The 23,953-nt window shown below is 70.7% G+C and carries 19 protein-coding genes; 11 read left to right on the top strand and 8 right to left on the bottom strand.

Annotated elements, in window-relative coordinates:
* Positions 1-136 precede the first annotated feature (136 nt).
* The 6 genes from IMT31_RS07690 to IMT31_RS07665 all read right to left on the bottom strand — a co-directional run bounded on the left by IMT31_RS07690 (position 137) and on the right by IMT31_RS07665 (position 8,702).
* Positions 137-853, bottom strand: coding sequence for a LuxR C-terminal-related transcriptional regulator (locus IMT31_RS07690; RefSeq protein WP_378109400.1), 717 nt, complete (start codon positions 851-853; stop codon positions 137-139).
* Between the two features lie 162 nt (positions 854-1,015).
* Positions 1,016-2,287, bottom strand: coding sequence for a sensor histidine kinase (locus IMT31_RS07685; protein ID WP_413544329.1), 1,272 nt, complete (start codon positions 2,285-2,287; stop codon positions 1,016-1,018).
* Complete coding sequence (locus IMT31_RS07680; protein ID WP_413544328.1) at positions 2,284-3,438, bottom strand: nitronate monooxygenase; 1,155 nt, start codon at positions 3,436-3,438, stop codon at positions 2,284-2,286. The genes IMT31_RS07685 and IMT31_RS07680 overlap by 4 nt, the downstream gene beginning before the upstream one ends.
* The gene (locus tag IMT31_RS07675; RefSeq protein WP_413544327.1) at positions 3,435-3,815 is read right to left on the bottom strand and encodes a hypothetical protein; all 381 of its coding nucleotides are present in this window, start codon (positions 3,813-3,815) and stop codon (positions 3,435-3,437) included. The genes IMT31_RS07680 and IMT31_RS07675 overlap by 4 nt, the downstream gene beginning before the upstream one ends.
* Positions 3,816-3,924: 109 nt before the next feature.
* Positions 3,925-7,335 (bottom strand): beta-phosphoglucomutase family hydrolase, encoded by a 3,411-nt coding sequence (locus IMT31_RS07670; RefSeq protein ID WP_413544326.1) that lies wholly within the window; start codon positions 7,333-7,335, stop codon positions 3,925-3,927.
* 143 nt (positions 7,336-7,478) lie between these two features.
* A complete protein-coding gene (locus IMT31_RS07665) occupies positions 7,479-8,702 on the bottom strand; it encodes a methyltransferase domain-containing protein (RefSeq protein WP_413544325.1) in 1,224 nt (407 codons plus the stop codon).
* A 203-nt stretch (positions 8,703-8,905) separates the two neighbouring features.
* On the opposite strand from IMT31_RS07665, the gene IMT31_RS07660 reads away from it, so the two are divergent.
* Both IMT31_RS07660 and IMT31_RS07655 read left to right on the top strand, forming a co-directional pair.
* The gene (locus IMT31_RS07660; protein ID WP_345354108.1) at positions 8,906-9,604 is read left to right on the top strand and encodes a fasciclin domain-containing protein; all 699 of its coding nucleotides are present in this window, start codon (positions 8,906-8,908) and stop codon (positions 9,602-9,604) included.
* 89 nt (positions 9,605-9,693) lie between these two features.
* A complete protein-coding gene (locus tag IMT31_RS07655; RefSeq protein ID WP_413544324.1) occupies positions 9,694-11,241 on the top strand; it encodes a molybdopterin-dependent oxidoreductase in 1,548 nt (515 codons plus the stop codon).
* 28 nt (positions 11,242-11,269) lie between these two features.
* Here IMT31_RS07655 and IMT31_RS07650 read toward each other — a convergent pair whose 3' ends face one another.
* Positions 11,270-11,878, bottom strand: coding sequence for a HEAT repeat domain-containing protein (locus tag IMT31_RS07650; RefSeq protein ID WP_413544323.1), 609 nt, complete (start codon positions 11,876-11,878; stop codon positions 11,270-11,272).
* Positions 11,878-12,927 (bottom strand): acyl-CoA thioesterase, encoded by a 1,050-nt coding sequence (locus IMT31_RS07645; RefSeq protein ID WP_413544322.1) that lies wholly within the window; start codon positions 12,925-12,927, stop codon positions 11,878-11,880. Before IMT31_RS07645 ends, IMT31_RS07650 begins: the two co-directional genes overlap by 1 nt.
* A gap of 129 nt (positions 12,928-13,056) precedes the next feature.
* Between IMT31_RS07645 and IMT31_RS07640 the strand changes: the two genes are divergently transcribed.
* The 9 genes from IMT31_RS07640 (at position 13,057) to IMT31_RS07600 (ending at position 23,899) form a co-directional block, all read left to right on the top strand.
* Positions 13,057-14,007: an acyl-CoA thioesterase gene (locus tag IMT31_RS07640; RefSeq protein WP_413544321.1), complete on the top strand. Its 951-nt coding sequence runs from the start codon at positions 13,057-13,059 to the stop codon at positions 14,005-14,007.
* Between the two features lie 23 nt (positions 14,008-14,030).
* Positions 14,031-14,921: a hydrolase gene (locus tag IMT31_RS07635; protein ID WP_345354118.1), complete on the top strand. Its 891-nt coding sequence runs from the start codon at positions 14,031-14,033 to the stop codon at positions 14,919-14,921.
* 55 nt (positions 14,922-14,976) lie between these two features.
* A complete protein-coding gene (locus IMT31_RS07630) occupies positions 14,977-15,819 on the top strand; it encodes a MerR family transcriptional regulator (RefSeq protein WP_413544320.1) in 843 nt (280 codons plus the stop codon).
* Between the two features lie 226 nt (positions 15,820-16,045).
* Positions 16,046-17,803: an ABC transporter ATP-binding protein gene (locus IMT31_RS07625; protein ID WP_413544319.1), complete on the top strand. Its 1,758-nt coding sequence runs from the start codon at positions 16,046-16,048 to the stop codon at positions 17,801-17,803.
* Entirely contained in the window at positions 17,800-19,974 is a 2,175-nt protein-coding gene (locus IMT31_RS07620) for an ABC transporter ATP-binding protein (RefSeq protein WP_413544318.1), read from the top strand. The genes IMT31_RS07625 and IMT31_RS07620 overlap by 4 nt, the downstream gene beginning before the upstream one ends.
* Entirely contained in the window at positions 19,971-21,026 is a 1,056-nt protein-coding gene (locus IMT31_RS07615; RefSeq protein WP_413544317.1) for a hypothetical protein, read from the top strand. Before IMT31_RS07620 ends, IMT31_RS07615 begins: the two co-directional genes overlap by 4 nt.
* A 38-nt stretch (positions 21,027-21,064) precedes the next feature.
* The gene (locus tag IMT31_RS07610) at positions 21,065-21,904 is read left to right on the top strand and encodes a CPBP family intramembrane glutamic endopeptidase (protein WP_413544316.1); all 840 of its coding nucleotides are present in this window, start codon (positions 21,065-21,067) and stop codon (positions 21,902-21,904) included.
* Positions 21,905-21,914: 10 nt separating this feature from the next.
* Positions 21,915-23,279 (top strand): MATE family efflux transporter, encoded by a 1,365-nt coding sequence (locus tag IMT31_RS07605; protein ID WP_413544315.1) that lies wholly within the window; start codon positions 21,915-21,917, stop codon positions 23,277-23,279.
* Between the two features lie 29 nt (positions 23,280-23,308).
* Positions 23,309-23,899 (top strand): hypothetical protein, encoded by a 591-nt coding sequence (locus IMT31_RS07600; protein WP_413544314.1) that lies wholly within the window; start codon positions 23,309-23,311, stop codon positions 23,897-23,899.
* Positions 23,900-23,953 lie beyond the last annotated feature (54 nt).

Raw genomic sequence — 23,953 nt, 5'->3', positions numbered from 1 at the left:
GGGCCCGGCGGGCCGGCGGTGCGGCCCACCGAGGCGTCGAATGCCCGGTCATCCGATTTCACGCAGGGTGGGGTCGATTTCGCCGGGCCGGTGCGTGGAATCGGATGACAGGCCGGGGACCTGGCCCGGCCGAGGCTCACGGTTGGGCGATCCCCGTCCGGTAGGCCGTCACCACAGCCTGCACACGGTCCCGGGCACCGAGCTTGGCCAGCACGCGGCCCACGTGGGTCTTCACGGTGGCCTCGGAGAGGAAGAGTCCGGCGGCGATCTCCTGGTTGGAGTCCCCGCGGGCCATCAGCCCGAGCACCTCGCGCTCGCGTGGAGTCAGGGAGTCCACCGCCGCCGATTCCCGCTCCCACCGCTGGTCCGCGGCGTGGTCCCGGCGCAGGGTCGGGGCCATGTGGTCCAGTAGCCGCCGCGTGGTGGAGGGCGCGATCACGGCATCTCCCCGGTGCACCGTGCGGACCGCGGCGAGCAGCTCCTCCGGTGGGGCATCCTTGAGCAGGAAGCCCGAGGCCCCGGCCTCGATCGCCTCCAGCGCGTACTCGTCCAGGTCGAAGGTCGTCAGGACCACGACGCGCGGGCCCACCGTGGCGTCCGGCAGCTCGCCTCCCGACCCGGCGGGGTGGAGCGCGCCAGGTGCGGGACCGGCACCAGAACCGGCCGAGGCGGGACCGTCGTCGCCCTGTGCCTGGGGGATCAGGGCCCGGGTGGCGGAGATGCCGTCCATCTGGGGCATGCGGATGTCCATGAGGACCACGTCCGCGCCGCGCACGGCGGGGGAGGCCACGGCGTCCCGGCCGTTGGAGGCCTCCGCCACCACCGTCAGGTCCGGCTGGGAGTTGAGGAGCATGGCCAGGCCCGAGCGGACGAGCTGCTGATCGTCCACAAGGGCCACGCAGATGGGGTCCGGCTGATGACTGTCGGTCTGGTTCACGGTTCCATCATCCCCTGCCGGCCGCCTCACGGTCAGATTTCCCAGGTCCCATCAGATCCCTCACATCCCTCAGACCCCTCAGATCTCCTGGTAGGGCACCGTGGCGTGGACGGAGAAGCCACCCCCGTGACGAGGGCCGGACTGCACGGTGCCGCCGAACAGGCCGATCCGCTCGCGCAGCCCCACCAGTCCCTGCTGCGAGCCCTGGGTGGACTGGGAGGCGGCGGCGCCGCGGCCGTCGTCCCCGACCTCGATCTCCAACCCCCGGCCCGTCCAGCGCAACCGCACCGTGGCGGTGGTATTCGGCCCGCCGTGGCGGACCGTGTTGGTCAGTGACTCCTGCACGGCGCGGTAGGCCGCGAGCTCCCCGCCCGTGGGCAGGTCCCGGCGGGCCGAGCCCTCCACGGCGAAGTCCACGTCCAGGCCGGTCAGGCGGATGGTCTCCACGAGGTCCTCCAGATCCGCCAACCCCGGTTGCGGTTGGAACTCGGTGGCCTCCGGCCCGCGCAGCACGCCGAGCAGCCGCCGCATCTCCCCGAGCGCCTTGCGACCCGTCTCCGAGACGGTGCCGAGCGTGTTCATGGCCACCTGCGGATCGTTCGCCCCGGCGTAGCGCCCACCGTCCGCCTGGGTGATGATCACCTGCAGCGAGTGGGCCACGATGTCATGCATCTCGCGGGCGATGTGGTTGCGTTCGTCCGCGGCGGCCAACTCGCGCTCCTGGGCGGCCTCCACCTCGAGCTGCCGAGCGCGGTCCCGCAACTGGTCCATGGCGATCCGGCGCGTCCGGGCGAGGTCGCCGAAGGCCCAGGCCGCCAGCACGATCGCCGCCGCGCCCACGGCGAAGGAGGTGGCGATGATCACCTGCTCCGTGGGTGTCGTGTAGATGTCCGGGTTCTCGATCAAGGCGGCGCTCGGGTCCAGGAAGGAGGGTGAGAAGTACGCGATCTTCACACCGTTGAGCACGGCACCGACCAGCGCGGCGCCGATCCCGGCCAGAGAGGCCCACCGGGGGGCATTGACGGCGAGATTGTGGACCATCATGGGCACCACGACGATCGAGGGCAGCAACTCCGGACCGATCAGCAGCTGCAGCACGCAGAAGAAGACCGTGATCCCGGCGGCCAGCACGGGTCGCCACCGGCGGATGGCCCAGGGGACGAGCTGGCCCACGGAGATGAAGAAGGACAGGAGCACCCACGGCAGGCCGTTGACGCTCGGGTCGCCGATCGGTGCGGCGGCCCCGACGGACAGCGTGGAGAAGAAGAGCACCAGCAGGCACGCGACCAGCACATCCGTGATGAACGGGTGGTTGCGGAACCAGGAGTCGAGACGGCGCAGCGGGTTCACTGAGGCGAATCCCCCAGGAGGCCCGTGAGGATCTGCTCCGCAGGCGCGGGGCGGGCGCGGGCGGCTCCGACGCCGGCCCACAGGCTCACGGATTCGGCGTCACCGGCGGCGGTGGCGGCGGCGCGCAACGCCTTGGTGAGGCTGTTGACCTCCGGATAGGCAGCCGGGGCGTCACTGTGCTCGCGCATGAACCGATTCTCCAGGCCCCGGGCCCAACGCCCGGAGTAGGCCCGGGTCAGAGCGGTGCGGGCGGAGCCGTCCGGATGGGCGAAGTGGGTCCCGGCGGCCGCCTGCTCCAGAGCTGTGCGCTGCAGGGTGGAGGTCCCGGCCTCCTCCGCCCGCAGGAACGCGGTGCCGCACTGCGCGGCGGCGGCACCGGCCGAAAGCACGGCTCGCACCGCGTCCGCATGCATGATCCCGCCCGCGGCGAAGAGCGGGACCGAGGGCCCGACGGCGGCCCGGACCTCGGCCAGGAGGTCCGCCAGTGCGGTGGTCCCGGGATCCGCCGCGGGATCATGCACCGAGCGGTGACCGCCGGACTCGGGGCCCTGCACGCTGAGCAGGTCGGCGCCGTGGTCCAGGGCGCGGGTGGCCTCGGCGGCCGTGGTGACGGTGACCCCGAGCACGGAGCCGGAGGCATGGAGGCGGTCGAAGACCTCGGGAGCGGGCAATCCGAAGGTGAAGGTCACCAGGGGCCAGCGGCCGCTCTCGGCGGCGTCCAGTTTGGCGTCCCAGCCGTCGGTGGCGTCCGGGTCCAGGGTGTCCGCCGCCGGCAGTTCCGCGGGGTCCATCCCGAGCCGCGCGGCCTCGGCGAGCAGGCTGGAACGGTACGCGGCCACCTCGGCCGCGCGCCGGCGTCGGGCGGGGGAACCGGGTGCCGAGCGCTCAGCCGGGATGGCCGTGTTGGCCGTTTCGGGGACGAAGAGGTTCACGCCGACGGGCTGGGCTGTGGCCTTCCGGGCCGACGCCACGTCCTGGACCAGCTGCTCCACGGCACGCATGCCGCCGGCGAGGAAGCCGAGGCCTCCGGCGGCGGACACGGCCGCGGCCAGTTGCCACGTGGAGGGGCCGCCGGCCATCGGCGCGGCGACCACGGGTGCGGCGGGCCGGGTGAGGGACGTGAGGGAGTCAGAGGACGGGGTAGTGCTCATGGGTGGATTCTGGCACGCCGAGCGATCATCAGGGTGGCGGTGGCGACGGCCAGGCCGCCGGCCACCATGATGACCAGCCGGGTGCTCTCGCCCAGCGCGGTCCAGAGCGCCAGCCCGCCGCCGACCGTGATCAGGGTGATCAGCAGGGCGAGCAGGGCGGGGGCGTGATCAGGCAGTTCCGGGTTCGTGGAGCCCGCGCCGGTGGGGACGGGCTCCGGGGCGGTGAGGTCATCGGCCGGCAGGGAGGCGGTGATCACGTGGTGGGAGGGATCGGAGAACTGGTCGGCCGCGGGAATGGTGACGATGTGGAGTGCGGCGGTGTCCAGGCTGGTGGGGGCGGTGGGTGCGGTGGGGGCGAGGGCTGGTGCGTGGCTCATGCTCTCCAGCGTGCCCCTCGGAGGGGGTGCCCCAGAAGCCACCGGAGGGTGAACCCGGGGCCGCGCGACTACGACTCCAGGATGACCCCGCCCCGGATGGCACCGGGGGTCAGAGGATCCCGAGCCGCCCGGCCTCCGGGGAGACGCAGGCCATGGGATCCACCGCGGCCGTCAGTGCAGGGTTCCGGTTCAGCAGCGGCACGGTCCACTTCTCACCGGGGTGCATGGTCTTCTCCCGTCCCTCCACGTTGAGGTGGATGGGGTGGGCAGAGCCCTCGAGCAGCTGCAGGGTGATGCAGTACTGGGTGATGCGCACGCTCAGTGGCTGGCCGCGGAACCGGATGGTGAACTGCATCCCGGGGACCTCCAGGGGCAGCAGGGGATGCAGCCAGAGGGTGTCCGAGCGGGTCTCCACGCCGGCGTAGCAACGGATGACCATGTCCACGGTTCCGGCCATGGCGCCCAGGTGGATGCCCTCCCGGGTGGTGCCGCCCTGGGCGTCGGAGAGGTCGGCCTCGAGAGCCTCCTCGAACAGTTCCCAGGAGCTGGAGCGGTCGGTCCGGGCCGCCACCCAGCCGTGCACCAGGCGGGACAGGGTGGAGCCGTGGGAGGTGCGGGCCAGGTAGTAGTCCACGGTGGCGGTGAAGTCCTCGGAGGTGAAGTGATACCCCATCCGGTTCAGGATGCCCTGCAGCTCCTCGGAGGAGAACAGGTAGGCGAGCATCAGCACGTCCGCCTGCTTGGAGAGCTTGTAACGGTTGGTGGTGTCACCCTCGGCCTGCAGGATGAGGTCCAGTCGGCCGATGTTCCCGTACTGGTTGCGGTACCCGGTCCAGTCGAACTCCTCCAGGTCCTCATAGCCGTCGAACTGGCTCATCACGCCCCCGGTCTGGAAGGGCACGCGCAGCCTCAGGCTCAGGTCCTCCCAGAGCGCCAGCTCGTCCTCGAAGACGTCCAGCCACTCGGTCAGTGGGTCGTCCAGCCCGTCCAGCCACCGCACCAGCCGTACCGTCTCGGACAGCACCCAGGACAGCAGCACATTGGTGTAGGCGTTGTTCCGCACCCCGGATCCGGGGGACCCCGGGTAGCCGTCATGGTACTCGTCCGGGCCCATCACCCCGTGGAGCTCATACCTGCCACGCTCCGGGTTGAAGTGCGCCATCGAGACGAAGAAGCGGCTGATCTCCACGAGCATCTCGGCCCCGTAGTCCGAGACGAAGGTCTGGTCCTGGGTGGCCTCCACATAGCGCAGTACCGAGTACGCCACGGCCAGGGAGACGTGGCGCTGGTTGTGGGAGTTGTCCGGCATCCACTGTTGGGAGCGCTCGTTCCACAGTTCGGTGGGGGTCTCCTCGCGGCCGTCGGAGCCGGACTGCCACGGGAACATGGCCCCGCGGTACCCCTCGGCGCGGGCGTTGGCCCGGGCCTCCCCGAGCCGACGGTAGCGGTACATCAGCAGCCCCCGCGTGAGGTCCGGCCGGCGCAGCGTCAGCATGGGGTAGACGAAGATCTCGTCCCAGAAGATGTGGCCCCGGTAGCCCTCGCCGTGCAGGCCGCGGGCACCCAGCCCCGCATCGAGGTCACTGCGCGAGCCGAAGGAGGTCTGCAGCACGTGGAAGGTGTGCAGGTTCAGCGCCAGCTGGTGGCGTTGGGTGGTGCCCGAGCGCACCAGCGCCTCCGTGGCCTCCAGCCGGGTGGCCGGCGGCAGCAGGTGGCCCCCCTGCTCCGGGGCGGGATCAAGCTGCACCGCGAAGCGGGACCAGTTCACGCCCCACATCTCCTCGTGGTACGTCAGCAGCTGGCGGAAGGACCCGGTCCGTTCGATCCGCTTGGCCGCGTTGTGCCACACCGTGGAGGCCGCGTGGTCGTGCGTATTGGCCACCGCGGTGATCTTGTCGAACATCACCGGAACGCCCTCGGCCAGGTCGATCGCGATATCGTGACCGGCCACCAGGGGTCCCAGCTCCACGGGCGTGCGGACCGGCTCGGGGGCGTCGGAGGGGAATTGGAATCGGGTCCGGGCCGCCGTGGCCACGTGGACGCGGGACTGGCTGGTCACCGTCTCCAGGAGCACCGTCTCGCCGTCCACCTCGCGGGTGGTGACCGGCTCCCAGTGGCCGGAGGCCAACTCCCGGTCATCGGGAACGTTCTGATTGGCCACGCGGCCATCGATCAGGGAGCGCACCGAGGCGGTACCGGTCCAGTCCTCCGCCTCCACCGTGAGCTCCATGGCGGCCAGGTGGTGGCCGGCGAAGGACTGGAACTGGCGGGTGCTCAGGCGGGTGGTCCGGCCCTCCGCGTCACGGAACCGCATGGTGCGGGACAGCAGCCCGCGGCGCAGGTCGAGTTCCTGGCGGTAGGAGATCATCGTGGGATGGCCCGGCAGCAGCTGCTCCCCGTTGCCGAGCGTGACCAGGAGGAACGTCCAGTCCGGCGCGTTGACCATGTGCTCGGTCTCCACCGTCCTGCCCTGGACGGTGGACTCCAGCCTGTTGAAGACACCGGCCAGGTAGCTGCCGGGATAGTGGGTGGTCCCGGCGGTGGTGCCGGGAACGGAGCCGCGGGTGCCCCAGTAGCCGTTGGCCAGCGTGCACAGGGCCTCCCGGGTGCCCTCCTCGGCCGGATCGAAGTGGTCGTAGGCCAGGACCCAGTTCGGGTCGAAGGGCCGCGTGGTCCGCTGGCCCAGGTGCAGGGTGGAGATGTCCTCCACCACCACGTCTGCCCCGGCGTTCTTGAGCCGTTGCGGGTCCCGGGCACGGTCCACGCCCACCACCAGGCCGAAGCCGCCGTCCCGGGCGGCCTGCACGCCGGAGGCGGCATCCTCGAGGACGATCGCGTCCACCGGTTCCACCCCCAGCTGCTGGGCGGCGAGCTGGAACATCGCCGGATCCGGTTTGCCCGGCAGGCCGCGCTCCAGGGCGCTGTTGCCGTCCACCACCACGTCGAACATCCGCTCCACGTGGCCGGCGCCCAGCACGGGTCCGGAGTTCCGGGAGGACGTGACCAGCGCCGCCGGCACCGCGTCCTGACGCAATCGGGTCAGCAGGTCGAGGGTCTCCGGGAACACGGTGACCCCGTCCCGGCCCAGCACCTCCTCGAAGAAGCCCTGCTTGCGCTCCGCGAGGCCCTGCACGGTCAGCGTCTCCGAGGGCTCTGCGGACTCAGTGGCCTGCTTGGCCTGATTGGCCCGCTCGGTCTGCTCCGGCACCACCAGTCCACGGGAGGCGAAGAAGCTGCGCACGCCCTCCTCGCGCGGCTTGCCGTCCACGAACGTCAGGTAGTCCTCCTGCTCGTCGAAGGGCCGCAGGGCCAGCGGGTCGGCCGTCACGGCGGCCGCGTTCTGTGGGAGTTCACCCACCGCCGGCAGGCTCGAGTCGAAGAGGTCCTTCCAGGCCCGCGCGTGCACGCCGGCGGTGTCCGTGACCACGCCGTCCATGTCAAAGATCACGGCCCGGAAATGCCGAAGCGCGTGGCGCCGGGCGGGACCCGAGAGCTCGATGGGACGGGTCAGAGGATGCATGAATCCAGCCTAACCATCAGGGGCGGCGGTCCCTCAATCCGTGCGGAGCGATCGGGCGGTCCACCGTGAGTGGTCAACTGCGGTGAGATTGAGCGCCTGAACGCAACGACAACTGACCACTCACGGTGAGGGGGTGGTGGGGATCATCGGCGTTCGAGGAGCATCAGCACCTCGTAGTGTTCGGTCTGGGGGAACATGTCCAGCAGCCGCGCCCGCACGGGCCGGTAGCCGGGCATCCGCCCCAGGTCCCTCGCCAGGGTGGCCGCGTTGCAGCTGGAGTACAGCACGTGCCGGATCCCGGAGCCCTCCAGCCAGTCCGCCAACTCGGTGCCGATACCCCGCCGCGGTGGATTGACCACGACGGCGTCCGGCAGCTCACCGGGGGCCTCGGCCAACACGGTGGCATCCCCGACGGTGAAGCGCACCCGCTCGGCCACGCCCAGGTCCCGGGCCGTCACCCGGGCGGCTGCGACGGCGTCCGGCGACGTCTCGAGGCCCCACACCGAGCGCTCGGTGCCGGCGGGCAGGGGTCCGGCCGGGCCGGCGGGGTCGGCCGCGTGCGCCCGGACCTCCGCGAGCTGGAAACCGAAGCCGCCCACTCCGCAGTACAGATCCCACACGCTGGCGGCCGCCGTGGCGTCCAGCCACTCGGAGGCCAGCGCGTAGAGGGCGGCGGCCACGGCGGTGTTGGTCTGGAAGAAGCCCTGGGGGCGCAGGTTCAGGGGGATCCCGTTGAGGGTCATCCGGAGGGTTGCCTCCCCCGCGAGGTGGATCTCCTCGGGGCCCTCGAGCGCGGCGCGGTGTTCGGGCAGCAGGTTCGCGGTGATGACCTCGGCGCGTGGCAGGGCCCGCTGGAGTGCGGGGACGGTGGCGCGCAGGGCGTCCAGCTGGTCTGTGGAGCGGATCACGAAGCGGATCATCAGCCCGCCGGTGGGGGAGAGGGTCAGGATCACGTGCTTGAGCTCGCCCGTGCGCGTGCCCACGTTGTAGGGAATCAGCCCGGAACGGGTGATGACCTCCGCCACGGCCGGGAAGGCCGCGCCGAGGGCGGGCTCGTAGAGCCCGCAGTCGCGCAGGTCCACGCCGGTGCCGTCATGGTGCTTGGGGTGCTGACGCGGATCGAGGATGCCGAGCCGGGGAGCGGCGGCGGTGCCGGTGACCACCATCTTGGCCTTGTTCCGGAAGCCGGCCTCGGTGGAGGGAACCGGCCCGCACCACAGTTCAGAGCCGTCCGGGGCGGTGGTGCCGGCCACGGTGTCCAGCAGGGCGCGGACCCCCGCCTGCTTGGAGGCCAGCTGCTCGGCGTAGGGCACGCCCATGAGGGGACAGGAACGGCACTCGCCGGCGTCGAAATGAGGGCATTGCATGGTCCCCCAAGGGTAATGGTGCAGGACCCCACCGAGGCCCGCCGTGGCCCTGCCGGGGTCCGCCGGGGAAGCCCGCCCAACTTTTTCTCACGGCGGACCCATCCGGGGCGTGCATGACTCCGAACACTTCACGACAGCCCGCCGGGGACCATCGGTGGGAAGCACCAGCGGAACCGCAGGTTCTGCACACCCAAGGAGTAGTCATGAAGACGACGATGCGAACCACCATGCTGAGCCTGGCCGCCGTTGCAGCTCTCGGACTGACCGCCTGTGGCGGCGCCACTGACGAGCCCGTGGCCTCGGAGGAGTCCTCGATGGCCTCCTCGCCGTCAGCGTCCTCCTCCATGGAGGAGGGCACGGGAGGCTCGGGTTCACCGAGCGCCTCCGAGTCCATGATGGATCCCGCCGCGAACCTGGTGGGCCCGGGCTGCGCCGCGTATGCCGAGGAGGTCCCGGACGGAGCCGGCTCGGTGGAGGGCATGGCCATGGACCCGGTGGCCACTGCCGCCTCCAACAACCCCATGCTGACCACGCTCACCTCGGCCGTCTCCGGCGAGCTGAATCCGGAGGTGGACCTGGTGGACACCCTCAACGGTGACGAGTTCACCGTGTTCGCCCCCGTGGATGAGGCCTTTGCCGCCATCCCCGAGGCGGATCTGAATGCCGTGGTGGAGGATCCCGACGCCCTCAGCTCGGTGCTGACCTACCACGTGGTGCCCGGCCAGATCTCCCCGGACGAGATCGAGGGGACGCACACCACCGTCCAGGGTGAGGATCTCGAGGTGACCGGCAGCGGCGACGAGTTGACCGTCAATGACGCCAACGTCATCTGCGGTGGCGTCCAGACGGCCAACGCGACCGTCTACCTGGTCGATTCCGTCCTGATGCCCACCATGGACTGAACGGACACGTCACCGGCCGGCCCGGAACCGCAGCCGCGGGACCGGGCCGGCCTCTTGTGGTCGAGCTGAGGGAGAGAAGAATGAGTGCCATGACCGGGACATCCGCTTCGCGTGCTGCTGGCCGGTGGCCCTTCGCCGCCTCCGGGGCCATCGCGGCGGCCCTGCTGTTCGGGGTGGCCGAGCTGCTCTCCGTGCTGTTCTCCCCGGCCTCTTCACCGCTGGTGGCCGTGGGGGCTGCCTTCATCGACGTGACACCGGCCTGGTTGAAGGACTTCGCCATCGACGTCTTCGGCACCGCTGACAAACTCGTGTTGCTGGTGTCCATGGGAGTGGTGGCGCTGGTGGCGGCGGCTGCCCTGGGGATGCTGGCTCGCCGGCGGCTGGTGGTGGCCTCAGTGCTGTGCGGGGCCATCACCGTCCTGCTGGGCGTGGCGGTGCTGTCCCGGGCGGGGACCGGGATGGCCGATCTGGTCCCCACCGTGGCCGGCGGGGCCGCGGGACTGGTGGCCCTGAACGTGCTGGTGCGGTTGGCGGGCCGGAGCTCGGCACCCCTCCAGCCCCGGCAGGAGATGGCGCGGCGTACGTTCCTGGTGGCCGCGGGACTGACCACGGTGGTGGCCGCGGTGAGTCTGGCGACCGGCCGAGCACTCTCCGCCGCAGGCAGCGCCGCGGTGGCCACCCGGGACGCCCTCCGGCTGCCCGCTGCGCGCCGCGCTGCGGCCGCCCTGCCGGACGGTGTGGAGGCGGCGGCGCCCGGGATGCCGCCCTTCGTCACGCCGAATGGAGAGTTCTACCGCATCGACACGGCCCTGTCCGTGCCTCGAATCGACCCCTCCACGTGGGAGCTGCGCGTCCACGGGATGGTCGAGGAGGAGTTCACCCTCAGCTTCGCCGAGCTGTTGGACCTGGACCTCGAGGAGACCTGGTTGACGTTGACCTGCGTCTCGAACCCGGTGGGCGGTGAGCTGGCCGGCAACGCCAAGTGGCTCGGCTACCCGATCAGGGAACTGCTCGCGCGGGCCCGGCCGCGGGACGGCGCGGACATGGTGCTCTCCACCTCCGCGGACGGTTTCAGCGCCTCGACCCCTCTGGAGGTGCTCACCGATGACCGCGCCGCACTGCTCGCCGTCGGCATGAACGGCGAACCACTGCCGTTGGAGCACGGCTTCCCGGTGCGCATGGTGGTGCCCGGACTCTACGGATACGTCTCCGCCACCAAGTGGGTGGTGGACCTGGAGGTCACGCGCTTCGCGGACCGGTCCGCCTACTGGACCGAGCGCGGCTGGTCAGAGCGGGGACCCATCAAGCTCGCCTCGAGGATCGACGTCCCCCGGGGATTCGAGACCGTGCCTGCCGGCGGGACCGTGCTCGGCGGGACGGCCTGGTCTCAGACCATCGGCATCGATCGCGTGCAGGTGCAGGTGGACGGCGGCGAGTGGCAGGAGGCCACCCTGGCCACCGAGGCCACGGTGGACACCTGGCGGCAGTGGCGGTTCGACTGGGACGGTGAGCCGGGCGACCACACTGCCAGGGTGCGCGCGGTCAACCGGGACGGCGAGGTCCAGACCTCGGAGCGGGCAGACACCGTGCCGAACGGGGCGAGCGGCTGGCATCAGGTGCGCTTCCGCGCCGAATAGTGCTCTGCACCCGGCGCCATCGCCGGGCTCAGTACTCCGGTTCGGCCCGCAGGTCCGGCCGGCCGTGCCGCTCGGCCAGGCGCTCCAGGGCCTCCTCGGCGGCACCGGCCAGCACCGAGTCCGGATCCATGAGCAGCCCCTGCAGGGCGGAGGCTGCCCTCTCGCCACCGACCTCGCCCAGCGCCAGGGCGGCCGCGCTGCGCACGCGGGGATCAAGATCGCCCAGCAGGGTCTCGGCTGTCCCTGCGGTCCCCGCCAGTTCCGGTGCCCGCTGGGCGGCGATGATCCGGCAGCACGCCTGCCGCACGGCCGGGCTCTCGTCCGACAGCCCCGCGAGGACGGCCGACGCCGCCCGGGGGTGCCAGTGATACCGGAGCAGACGGGCACCGAGCCACCGGGACAGGTGGGGGTCCAGCGCTAGCTCCGGATCCAGGTGGGAGGCCTCACCGCGGATCAAGGTGATGTCCGGGTCCCCCGGGTCTCCCGGCCGGGCCCGCCCGGTCAGCAGGCGCACCGCCCAGTCGGCCAGCTGCGGCCCACCCACCTGTCCGACGGCGGCCGCCACCCAGGCGGGCACCTCGCCTTCCGACGCGGCCGGCAGGGAGACGTCCCAGTATTCGCGGTTGCCGTGGTCCATCAGTCCTCCTCCCGTGGTTGCTGGTCGAGCAGATGGTTGGGGAGGCGATTTCCCGGCGCCTGTCCCCTGATCCGCAGCAGGGTCCGGGCGTGCTGCCACAGCCGCTGGTCCTCCTCGCTGACCGGCTCCCACGGCGGCACGGGGACGGAGGTGCCCTCGTGGTCCCGGGCCACCATGACGGTGATGCAGTTCGTGGTCGGTTGCAGCGGGCCGCCCTTCGGGTCACCGGAGCGGACCTTCACGGCGATGTGCATGCCCTTGTGGCCCGTGTAGATCAGCCGGGCCTCGACCTCCACGAGGTCGCCGATGTGCAGTGGGTGCAGGAAGCGGATGCCGCCGGAGAAGACGGCCACGGTGTCTCGGCCGCAGTACCGGGCGGAGCAGAGGTAGGCGGCCGTGTCGATCCACTCCATGACGATCCCGCCGTGGACCTTGCCACCCCAGTTCACGTCCGTGGGTGCGGCGAGGAAGCGCAACACCACCCTCTCCGCCGTGCCCGCCTCCGTGTACTCGTGCCGGCTCAGCTCGTCCGCGATCTCGTCCCGGACCGGGATCCGTGAGGTCGCGTAGTCCTGGGCCAGCTCCTGCTCCAGGGTGCGGGGGACGAACTCGGGGACCGCGGTGGAGCGGCCCTCGTCATCCACGGCCACGAAGATCACCAGGCACCGGGCCCGTTCGGTGAGGATTCCCGTCTTGGGGTCGCCCGAGCGGACCGTGGTGTTGATGTGCATGGAGGACCGGCCCGTGTGGAGCACGGTGGCGGTCACCTCCACCATCTCGCCGACCTGGACCGGGTACTCGAAATGGATGTTGCCCACGTAGGCGGTGACGCAGTAACTGCCGCTCCAACCGGTCGCCGTGGCGAAGGCCGCCTTGTCCACCCACTCCAGCACCCGGCCGGCATCCACCGTGCCGGACTTGCCCCGGTCGGTGGGGGCCGCGAGGAACCGCAGGGTGGTCTCGTTCCGGCGGTCCGCGGCCGTCTCCGCCACCGCGGCGGCCGGTGACTGACCGGGGGACGGATCGGCCGGCGCAGGGAAGTTCTCCATCCCACCATTGTGACCGACGGGCCCAGGCGCTGGTGGACCGCTGGGAGCCGGCTGGTATTTGACGAAGAGTTTCCCGCCGGCGGGCAGGCGATGAACGTGGCACCCGTCACAGGTGCTAATTTTGTTCGCATGCCCACCCACAGTTCCATCGCCCTGCAGTTCAGGGCTGAGTCCTATGACCACCCAGATGGTTCCGTGGACGCCGGAACCGTCATGACCTGGATCGACAAGACGGCCTACGCCTCGGCGGCCTCCTGGTCCGGCACCAATGTGGTGTCCTCCTACGTGGGCAACATGCACTTCGGAAACCCCGTCCCCGTGGAGACCCGGGTGGTGGTGCAGGCCCGCGTGGTGCTGACCGGACGGACCTCCGTGCACGTGCAGACCCGCGTGGTCCTGCCGGACGTCAAGGACGCCCAGGGCAAGGCCACGGTGTGCACGGAGTGCGTCATGATCTACGTGGCCGTGGACGCTGAGGGCAACTCCATCCCCGTCCGCCCCTGGAAGCCCGAGACCCCGGAGGAGGAGGAGCGGCAGCGACTCGCGCAGCTGCGCGGTTCCATCCGTCGCGAGGTGGAGGAGGCCATGATCGAGGCCCCTCCGGCGACGGCCGAACTGACCGGTGAGTCCGTGGTCCTGCGCTTCGTGGCGAACACCCGGGAGGTCTACCCGGGAGAGAAGGTCCAGGGCGGGGCCGTGATGCGGTGGATCGACGAGGCGGCCAATGTGTGCGCGTCCCGGTGGTCCGGGAAGACCGTGGTGGCAGTCTTCGCCGGCGGCGTACGGTTCTACCAGCCGGTGCGCGTGGGGGACCTGGTGGAACTCGAGGCCCGCCTGGTCCACACGAGCACCCGGTCCATGCAGATCTCCGTGCGCGCACGCTCCGGGGACCGCCGGGAGCGCGAGCCGAAGCTGATCGCCCACGGCCTGACCGTCATGGTCACCACCGGTGCTGATGGCCGGGCGGCACCGGTGCCCCAGTGGTCCGCCCGCACCGAGGCTGACCAGGACCTGGAACGCCGGGCCCTCGAGTTGGTGGGACTGCGCAACAAGGCCGCCCACGAGTGGGCCGGCGGATAGTCGGGCGGATCGGGGAACCACGCATGGACGTCCTGCCGACCGCAGTTGCAGCCCCCGAGTCGTGGGACGGGCTGATCCTGTGCGCCACCTGTGGGGTGGAACAGGGCGCTGCCGGTCCGGGCGAGCTGCCCGCCGTCTGTGCGATCTGCGCTGACGACCGCCAGTGGGTCCCGGCCGAGGGGCAGCGCTGGACCACCGTCGGTGAGCTCCGCGACTCCGGGGCGGGCACCGAGCTGGCCGAGCTGGAGCCGGGCCTCTGGACGGTGCGGGTGCGGGGCGGCGTCGGGATCGGTCAGCACGCCAAGGTGCTGCTCACGCCGGCGGGCAACCTCATGGTGGACGTGCCCGCCTACATCGACGCGGCCGCGGTGGAGGCGGTCCGCAGGCTGGGCGGACTGGCCGGGATCATCGCCTCCCACCCGCACATGTACGGGGCGCAGTCGGCGTGGTCGGAGGCGCTGGCCGGCCCGGACGGTCCCGTGCCGGTGTACATCTCCGAGCCCGACGCCGGATGGCTGGCCCGGCGGCCGGCCTCGGTGCACGTGTGGTCGGGTTCCCAGGCGCCGCTCGCGGGGCTGCCCGGGGTGTCCGCCTCCCAGCCGGGCGGGCACTTCCCAGGCTCAGTGGTGGTGCACTTCACCGGCCGGGACGGGTCGGGCATACTGCTCTCCGGGGACACCGTGGGCGTGGCGCGGGACCGGCAGTGGGCCACCTTCATGCGCTCGTTCCCGAACTACCTGCCACTCTCCGGGGCCGTGGCCGAGCGGATCGCCGCCCACCTGGACCGCTATGACTACGAGCGGCTCTACGACAACTTCTCCGGTTGCCTCCCGGTGAACGCGGCCCAGGTGGTGCACCGCTCCGCGGCCCGGCACGCCGACTGGGCCGAGGGCCGGATGGACCACCTGACGTGAGCCACCACCCCGCGGATTTGACCCTGACGCAACGTGAGGCTGTTCAGTGGGGGACATGATGAACGAGAAGCAGCGCATCGGGCGGCAGCGGCACCGGGGCACCCACCCCGAGGTCGAGCTGCTGACGGTCGGCGAGACGGCCTCGGCCACCGGCGTCACCGTGCGCACCCTGCACCACTACGACGAGATCGGTCTGGTCTCCCCGGCCGCCCGCTCCTCGGCGGGCTACCGGCTCTATGCCCCCGCCGACCTCGAGCGCCTGCAGCAGGTGGTCGCCTACCGGCGGCTGGGACTGGGGCTGGAGGACATCGCCACCGCACTGGAGGGCGAGGGGCCCTCGGAGGGGCCCGGCCGGCGTCGGGCCCTGGAACGCCAGCGCGAGCTGGTGGAGGAGAAGATCACTGAACTCACGCGGCTGCTGGCCGCGTTGGACACCGCATTGGAGAAGGACATGAAGGACATCGACCTGAGCGAGAACGAGATGCGTGAGCTCTTCGGGGACTCCTACACGGAGCACTTCGAGGAGTACCAGACCGAGGCCGAGGACCGCTGGGGCCAGACCGAGGCCTGGAAGGAGTCGCAACGCCGGACGGCGTCCTACACGCAGGAGGACTGGACCAGGATCAGCGCGGAGACCGAGGAGAACAACCGGTTGATCCTGGCCGCCATGGACGCCGGGCGGCCGGCCGACTCGGAGCAGGCCATGGCCGCTGCCGAGGCCATGCGTGTGCACATGGACCACTGGTTCTTCCCGATCGACGGGGACTTCCACCGGAGCCTCGGGGACATGTACGTGCAGGATCCCCGGTTCACGAAGACCTACGAGGACCTGCGGCCCGGGCTGGCGCAGTACCTGCGTGACGCCATCCACGCCAACGCGGACCGGCTGGCGGACTGAGGCCTGGGGTGCTCCGATCCTGCGGTATCGGTTCACTGTGAGCGGATCGTGGCCCATTCTGCGGGTTCATCGGGCATGATAGTCGTGGACCATTTTCGGATCCGCGATCCCCGACTCCCCCTGCCGTCTCGGCAGTCCTGGCCTTCGGGTGCCCGAACGGCGGTCCCGCCACAATCCCTCCTGTCTCGGTGATGGCGAGGAAAGAACGAACCGGAAGCGAACACCCATGCTGTGGAAACTCGTCCGGCACTACGGCCGGCCCTACTGGGGCCATGTCGTTGCCGTCCTGGTGCTCCAGCTGGCCGCCACCCTGGCCACGCTGTACCTGCCCAGCCTCAACGCGGACATCATCGACAACGGGATCGCCACGGGTGACACCGAGTACATCTGGCGCGTGGGCGCCGTCATGCTCGGAGTGGCCCTGGCCCAGGTCGTCACGGCGATCGCCGCCGTCTGGTTCGGCGCCCGGATGTCCATGTCGATCGGGCGGGACATCCGTCAGGCCGTCTACACCCGGGTGGACCACTTCTCCGCCGAGGAGATGGGTCATTTCGGTGCCCCGACGCTGATCACCCGTGGCACCAACGACGTGCAGCAGGTGCAGATGGTGGTTCTGATGGCCCTGAACTTCATGGTCATGGTCCCGATCATGTCCATCGGCGGGATCGTCATGGCCATCCAGGAGGATCCGGGGCTGTCCTGGCTCGTCTGGGTGTCCGTTCCCGTGCTGCTGGTGATCGTGGGACTGCTGGTGCGCCGGCTGATGCCGTTGTTCGAGAAGATGCAGACCAACATCGATGACATCAACGGTGTGATGCGTGAGCAGATCATGGGCATCCGCGTGGTCCGGGCCTTCGTCCGGGAACGCCATGAGGCCCGCCGTTTCACGGACGCCAACGAGGTGCTCACCCGGACCTCCATCAACATCGGCCGACTGTTCATCCTCATGGGCCCCGTCATCACCATGGTGCTGCACCTCGCCACCGCCGCCGTGCTGTGGTTCGGCGGCCAGCGGGTGGACGCGGGGGTCGTGGAGGTCGGCGCGCTGACCGCGTTCATGCAGTACCTGCTGCAGATCCTCATGGCCGTGATGATGGGCACCTTCATGTTCATGATGTTCCCCCGCGCGGTGATCACCGCCCGGCGCATCGGCGAGGTGCTGACCACCACCGGCTCCGTGCAGGAGCCTGTCACCCCCACCGAGCCGCAGCGCCAGGACGGGACGGTGGAGTTCCGCAACGTGACCTTCTCCTACCCGGGTGCGGAGGCAGCCGTCCTGGACGGGGTGTCCTTCTCGGCCGAGGCCGGCAGGACCACCGCGATCATCGGTTCCACCGGCTCCGGGAAGACCACGCTGATCAACCTCATCCCGCGGCTCTACGACTCCACCGGGGGTGCCGTGCTGATCGACGGAGTCCCGGTGGAGCAGATGTCCCGGTCCTCGCTGACGGCAGCCGTGGGACTGGTCCCGCAGAAGCCCTACCTGTTCTCCGGGACGGTGGGGGAGAACCTCCGCTTCGGCAAGCCGGACGCCACCGAGGACGAACTGTGGAACGCCCTGGACACCGCCCAGGCCACCGACTTCGTGAGGGACCGGAGCACGGGGGAGGGCGAGTCGGCCGCCACGGGGCTGGACTCGGGCATCTCGCAGGGCGGCACCAACGTCTCCGGCGGCCAGCGCCAGCGGCTGTGCATCGCCCGGGCGCTCGTGGCCAAGCCGCGCGTGTACCTGTTCGATGACTCCTTCTCCGCCTTGGACGTCACCACCGATGCCCGGCTGCGCTCCGCCCTGACGGGCTACACGGACGGGGCCACCACCATCATGGTGGCCCAGCGCGTCTCATCCATCACGGAGGCGGACCAGATCATCGTCCTGGAGGAGGGGCGGATCGTGGGCCGCGGCACGCACCATGAACTCCTCGAGACCTCGGAGACCTACCGGGAGATCGTGGACTCGCAGATCAGCGCGGAGGAAGTGGCATGAGCAAGCGCGAGCACAGTCAGACTGCACCGGTCCGCCGCCCGGAGGACCTCTTCCCCGCGGTCCAGCGTCCCGCCTACCGGGCCACCGCGCCCGGTGGGTCGAAGGGAGACGGTGCCGGGGCCGGCGTCGTCTCCGAGCAGGAGATCGCCGAGCTGCAGGACAGCGTCGGTGCGGACGAGTGGGGCAACAGCTCCGCCCCCCGCAAGGCGAAATCCTTCTGGCCCTCCCTCGGGCGGCTCTTCGGCACGCTGAGGGACCACAAGTTCGGGATCGTCATGGTGTTCGTGTTCGGCGCCATCTCCACCGTCCTCACGGTGTGGGCGCCCGCCATCCTCGGTCAGGCCATGGACGTCATCTTCGACGGCTGGCTGGGTGACGGCATCGACTTCACCGTCCTGTCCCGGCTGCTGGCCGTGGTGCTGGGCATGTACGTGGTGGCCTCGCTGTTCGACTGGCTCCAGGGCTTCGTGCTCAACGAGATCGTCATGCGCGTGGTCTACCGGCTGCGCCAGCAGATCGAGGACAAGGTCAACCGCCTGCCGCTGAGCTACTTCGACACCCGTCAGCGCGGCGACCTGCTCTCCCGCACCACCAATGACGTGGACAACGTGCAGACCGCCATGCAGCAGGCCTTCGCCTCCCTGTTCTACGCGGTGATGACCATCGTCGGCATCACCATCATGATGTTCGCCCTGTCCTGGCAGCTGGCCCTGATCGCCCTGATCGCCCTGCCGATCGCCGGCGTGGTGGTGGGGCTCATCGGCTCGAAGTCCCAGAAGCTGTTCACCGCCCAGTGGAAGAACACCGGGCGGCTGAACGGTCACATCGAGGAGTCCTTCACGGGCCACGAGCTGGTGACCGTGTTCGGCCGCCAGGAGGCCATGCGGGAGCGGTTCGACGAGCGCAACGAGGACCTGTACGAGGCCTCCTTCCGGGCCCAGTTCTACTCCGGCATGATCATGCCGATCATGCAGTGGGTGACCTACCTGGGCTACGTGGGGATCGCCGTGGTGGGCGGACTGCGCGTGGCCACGGGCCAGATGTCCCTGGGCCAGGTCACCGCCTTCATCCAGTACTCCCGCGAGTTCAACGCCCCGCTGGGGGAGATGGCGGGCATGGCCAACATGCTCATCTCCGGCGTGGCCTCGGCCGAGCGGATCTTCGAGCTGCTGGACGCGGACGAGCAGGAGGAGGACCTCTCGGTGCAGGCGGAGGACGGCACGGTCCCGGCCGGGGCCCTGGCGGGAAAGCGGCCCGGCCAGCTGGCCCAGCCCGTGCACGGACACGTGGAGTTCGATCACGTGCGGTTCTCCTACACCCCGGAGAAGCCCCTCATCTCGGACCTGTCCCTGGACGCCCGGCCGGGGGAGACCATTGCGATCGTGGGGCCCACCGGTGCGGGCAAGACCACCCTGGTGAACCTCATCATGCGGTTCTACGAGATCGACGGCGGCCAGATCCGGCTGGACGGGGTGGACATCGCCACCTTGGACCGCGGGGTGCTGCGCGGTCAGATCGGCATGGTGCTGCAGGACGCCGTGCTGTTCGGCGGGACCATCCGGGAGAACATCCGCTACGGCCGGCTGGACGCCACGGACGAGGAGGTCGTGGCCGCGGCCACGGCGACCTTCGTGGACCGCTTCGTGCACACCCTGCCGGAGGGCTATGACACGGTGATCGAGGCCGAGGGCGCCAACATCTCCGCCGGTGAGCGCCAGCTCATCACCATCGCCCGGGCCTTCCTCGCGGACCCGGCCCTGCTGATCCTGGACGAGGCCACCTCCTCCGTGGACACCCGCACCGAGGTGCTGGTCCAGGAGGCCATGGCGGCCCTGCGCTCGGACCGGACCTCGTTCGTGATCGCTCACCGGCTCTCCACCATCCGGGACGCCAACGTGATCCTGGTGATGGAGCACGGGGACATCGTGGAGCAGGGCTCGCACGATCAGCTGCTGGCCGCCGAGGGTGCCTACTACCGGCTGTACATGTCCCAGTTCACCCAGGGCGTGGACCTGGATGCCGAGGAGGCCGCCGTCTCCGCGGGCACCGGTGCCATTCCCGTGCAGGGCGGGGCCGCGGCCGGCGAGTCCGCGGGGGCAGTGCCCGTGGTGACCGGCGCCGTGCCCGTGGTGGAGCCGGGCCAGCACCGCCCGGGGTCTGCGGGCTCGTGAGGGGCCCCGCGGTCGCCGTCCGCCTGGGCGTCCTGCTGGCCACTGACGTTCCGGAGGCGGCGTCCCCCGCGGACATCGCGGCCCGGCTCAGTGCGGGGCTGGACGCCGCCTACCCGGGGCTGGCCTGGGAGGTGGACGTGGTCCGGGAGGAGCTGGGCGTGGCCGAAGAGGACGAGTCGCTGGACCTGCTCGAGTTCACCCGGGACCGGATGCTGGACCAGGACTGGGACCTGGCCGTGGCGCTCTGCGATGAACCGCTGCGCCAGGGCAAGCACACGCTGGGCAGACAGGTCTCACCGGCCCACGCGGCCGCCGTGGTCTCCTTGGGGATCGCGGACACGGATCCGCTGGACTCGGTCCAGGCCGCCGTCGCCCGGATCCTCGGCCTGGACCCGGACGACTCCCGGCCCGCCGCGGCCCACCTGCGCGGGGCCGTCCACACCGCCCGCCAGCTGGCGACGGACGTGGAGGAGCGCGTCGGGGAGAACGAGGTGGCGTACGGCTGGCGCGTGGCCACCTCCAACCTGCGGCTCCTGCTGGGCACCGTCCGTGCCAACCGTCCGTGGACGCTGGCGGCCTCCCTCTCCCGCTCCCTGTCCGCTGCCCTGGCGACCGGGGCGCTGACCCTGATCACCACGGACCTGTGGCTGCTCTCGGCCGAGTACAACGGCCTGCAGATGGCCCTCGTCGGGGCGGTGGCCGTCGCCTCCGTGACGGTGGCGCTCGTGGTGGGTGCAGACCTCTGGGAGAAGCCCCGGCGGCGGGGCGAACGCGAGCAGGTCATGGTGTTCAACCTGGCCGCCCTGGTCTCCGTGGTGATCGGGGTGGCCGCACTGTACGTGGCCCTGACCGCCGCCGCCCTCGCCGGGTCCCTGCTGCTTGTGGACCCGGAGGTGTTCGGCACCGTCACCGGGGAGCCGGCCGAGTTCACCGAGTACCTCAAGCTGGCCTGGTTCGTCGGCGGGCTGGCGACGATCGGCTCGGCCCTCGGCGCCGGCCTGGAGGAGGATGACGACGTCCGCGCCGCCATCTTCACCCGCGGCAGTTCCTGACGGGTCAGCACCGCCGCCCGCGCCGATAGCATGGGCGCATGACCCAGGAACCGAGGCAGGCGCCCCGCCAGCCGTACCACCGGCCCGGTACCCGCCAGGCCATCCCGCCGGGCTGGCCCGGCCGCCTGCCACAGGAGAAGATCGTCCTGGACCCCGGCAAGCCCACCTGGATGGACCTGGTCACCGTGCTGGCCTACATTCTGATCTTCATCCTCGGCGGGGCCGTCCTGGTGACCCTGATCCCCGGCTTCCAGGAGCACTTCACCCAGCCGGACGGGTCCCTGAACGAGGGCTCGTTCACCTTCACGATCAACCTGATCTCCTACTCGATCCTGACCGTGCTGGCGCTGATCGCCTGTTGGCGGCCGTTCCTCGCCTCCTTCCGCACGTTCACGAGCCACCGGTGGCTCAAGATCGGCCTCATCCCGGCCATCTGGTTCGCCTGCATCATGGTCAACGCGCTCGTGGTGATGTCCGCCGGCGGGGACATCAAGAGTGAAAACCAGCTGGCCATCGAGGGCATGACCACGGAGGTGGCGTTCCTGCCCATGGTGCTCGTGACCGTGTTCATGGCCCCGTTCGTGGAGGAGTACATCTTCCGCCACCTGCTGATCGGCAAGCTCTCCCGCCGGGTCAACGTCTGGGTCTGCGTGGTGATCTCCATGGTGCTGTTCGCCTCGATCCACTTCATCAGCACGGGCTTCAACTTCGATCCGGTGCAGATCATCCCCTACCTCACGCTCGCCGCCGCCATCACCGTGGCCTACGTGCTGACGGGCAAGTCACTGGCCTACGCCACCATCCTGCACGTGTTCAACAACCTCGTCTCGATCGTCGTCGCCTACTCGGTGCTGCCGCTGCTGCCCGAGGGGATGTGACGGGACGGACGTGAGCACTCCCGCCGCACGGGACACGCGCCCGGTCTCCCGGCAGATCCTGGCGCTTGCGGTCCCCGCCTTCGGTGCGCTGCTCGCCGAGCCGCTGTTCCTGCTGGCGGACACCGCCATCGTGGGTCATCTCGGCGTGGCCGAGCTGGCCGGTGTCGGGGTGGGGACCACCATCCTGCACACCGTGACGGGCCTGATGATCTTCCTGGCCTACTCCACCACCCCGGCCGTGTCCCGGTTCCTGGGCGCCGGCAACCTGGGTGCCGCCATGGACCGGGGTCGCGACGGCGTGTGGCTGGCCCTGCTGCTCGGCGCGGCCCTGGCGGTGGCCGGCTGGTTCGGGGCCCCAGCGCTCGCGGGGTTGATCGGCGCGGAGGGGGCGGTGCTGCAGCACGCGGTGGCCTACCTGCAGTGGTCCATGCCCGGGATCCCCGCGATGCTCGGCGTCCTCGCCTCCACGGGCATCCTGCGCGGGCTGCTGGACACCCGGACCCCGCTGCTCGTGGCGGGGATCGGCTTCGGCGTGAACATCGGGCTGAACTTCGTGCTGGTCTATGGCGCGGGCCTGGGTGTGGCCGGTTCCGCCGCGGGCACCTCGATGGTGCAGTGGGGCATGTTCGCGGTCTATCTGGCCGTGCTGTACCCCCGGTTCCGCACGGCCGGCACGAACCTGGCCCCCTCCGGTCACGGCATGCGGGCCACCGCCCAGGTGGGCTCCTGGCTACTGTTGCGCACGGCCAGCCTGAGGGCCGCCATCCTCGTCACGGTCATGGCGGCCACCGGCCTGGGTGTGGCCACCCTTGCCGCCCACCAACTGGTGTTCACCGTCTACTCCACCCTGGCCTTCGCGCTCGATGCACTGGCCATCGCCGCCCAGGCACTGATCGGCCGCGAGCTCGGCGCCGGCCGTCGGCAGGAGGCCCGCGCCCTGACGGGCACCATGATCCGCTGGTCCCTCTGGTTCGGCCTCCTCACCGGCGTGCTCCTCGCGGCGCTCGCCTGGGTGCTGCCACCGCTCTTCACCCCGGAGCCTGCCGTCCAGGCCGCCGCCACCGCCGGGCTGCTCGTGTTGGCCGCCTCCCAGCCCATCGGGGGTTATGTGTTCGTCCTGGACGGCGTGCTCATCGGAGCCGGCGACGCCCGCTACCTGGCCCTGGCCGGCGTGGTGAACCTGGCGGTGTACCTGCCGGCCCTGGCCGGCCTGGTCTGGCTCGCCACGGGTGCCGGAACCGGACAGGGGCCCGACGCCGGAATGCAGCTGGCGCTGTTGTGGGCCGGTTTCGCGGGGGTCTTCCTGTGCGCCCGGGCGGTGACGCTGGGGCTGCGTGCCCGTTCCGAGGCGTGGATGCGGACCGGAGAGGGCTGAGGGACCCGGCCGAGGCCTAGAATGGCCGGGTGTCTGCCGCCAAAGCCCCCGTAGAAACTGCCGCGACCATCTGGAAGCCGATCCTGGTCCGCGCGCTCATTGCCGTCATCTTCGGCCTGACCACCGTGTTCCTGCAGGAGCCGGGACTGGGCGTGCTGAAGTACGGGCTGGCGGCATACTTCGTGTTCACCGGATCCGGGCTGTGGGAGTACCTGCGCCGCGATCCTGTGCCGGAGAGGATGCGCGGCCCGCTCTCGATCGCCGCGGCCGTCCTCATGCTCGGGGCTATCGCCCTGCTGTTCGCCGGGTCCGTCTTCGTGGCCGGGATCATCGCCGCAGTGGCCCTGATCGGCTCCGGTGCCGCCGAGCTGGTCGCCTGGGCGGGGCATCGCCGGGCCTTCGTCCCGGCCCGGGACCAGCTGTACACGGGGCTGGTCGGCGCCCTGTCCGGCGTCGGGCTCCTGCTGTTCCTGCACCTGGATCCCCACGGGCTCCTCGGGATCGTGGGCGGCGGGGCCATCATCATCGCCGTGGTGCTGGCCATCTCCGGCTTCGGATTCCGGCACGACGCCGGCCCGGCGGCCCAGGCCGCAGAGGGACCCCGCGCTCCGCGACTGTAGCGCCAGACGCGGGTCCGACTCGTTCTCTACACGCCGTAGAATGAAGGGGTGCGC

This window comes from Citricoccus nitrophenolicus, from assembly GCF_047305825.1.
Lineage (GTDB): Bacteria > Actinomycetota > Actinomycetes > Actinomycetales > Micrococcaceae > Citricoccus > Citricoccus nitrophenolicus.
Note: the sequence above shows the minus strand (reverse complement) of the source record. Positions and strands in the feature narration are given on the sequence as shown.

Excerpts from the sequence above, each read along its gene's own strand:
- IMT31_RS07630 (WP_413544320.1), top strand. The coding sequence starts at position 14,977 with ATGATGAACGAGAAGCAGCGCATCGGGCGGCAGCGGCACCGGGGCACC.
- IMT31_RS07670 (WP_413544326.1), bottom strand. The coding sequence starts at position 7,335 with ATGCATCCTCTGACCCGTCCCATCGAGCTCTCGGGTCCCGCCCGGCGC.
- IMT31_RS07635 (WP_345354118.1), top strand. The coding sequence starts at position 14,031 with ATGGACGTCCTGCCGACCGCAGTTGCAGCCCCCGAGTCGTGGGACGGG.
- IMT31_RS07680 (WP_413544328.1), bottom strand. The coding sequence starts at position 3,438 with ATGAGCACTACCCCGTCCTCTGACTCCCTCACGTCCCTCACCCGGCCC.
- IMT31_RS07660 (WP_345354108.1), top strand. The coding sequence starts at position 8,906 with ATGAAGACGACGATGCGAACCACCATGCTGAGCCTGGCCGCCGTTGCA.
- IMT31_RS07610 (WP_413544316.1), top strand. The coding sequence starts at position 21,065 with ATGACCCAGGAACCGAGGCAGGCGCCCCGCCAGCCGTACCACCGGCCC.
- IMT31_RS07640 (WP_413544321.1), top strand. The coding sequence starts at position 13,057 with ATGCCCACCCACAGTTCCATCGCCCTGCAGTTCAGGGCTGAGTCCTAT.
- IMT31_RS07625 (WP_413544319.1), top strand. The coding sequence starts at position 16,046 with ATGCTGTGGAAACTCGTCCGGCACTACGGCCGGCCCTACTGGGGCCAT.
- IMT31_RS07675 (WP_413544327.1), bottom strand. The coding sequence starts at position 3,815 with ATGAGCCACGCACCAGCCCTCGCCCCCACCGCACCCACCGCCCCCACC.
- IMT31_RS07665 (WP_413544325.1), bottom strand. The coding sequence starts at position 8,702 with ATGCAATGCCCTCATTTCGACGCCGGCGAGTGCCGTTCCTGTCCCCTC.
- IMT31_RS07645 (WP_413544322.1), bottom strand. The coding sequence starts at position 12,927 with ATGGAGAACTTCCCTGCGCCGGCCGATCCGTCCCCCGGTCAGTCACCG.
- IMT31_RS07690 (WP_378109400.1), bottom strand. The coding sequence starts at position 853 with ATGCTCCTCAACTCCCAGCCGGACCTGACGGTGGTGGCGGAGGCCTCC.
- IMT31_RS07620 (WP_413544318.1), top strand. The coding sequence starts at position 17,800 with ATGAGCAAGCGCGAGCACAGTCAGACTGCACCGGTCCGCCGCCCGGAG.
- IMT31_RS07650 (WP_413544323.1), bottom strand. The coding sequence starts at position 11,878 with ATGGACCACGGCAACCGCGAATACTGGGACGTCTCCCTGCCGGCCGCG.
- IMT31_RS07655 (WP_413544324.1), top strand. The coding sequence starts at position 9,694 with ATGACCGGGACATCCGCTTCGCGTGCTGCTGGCCGGTGGCCCTTCGCC.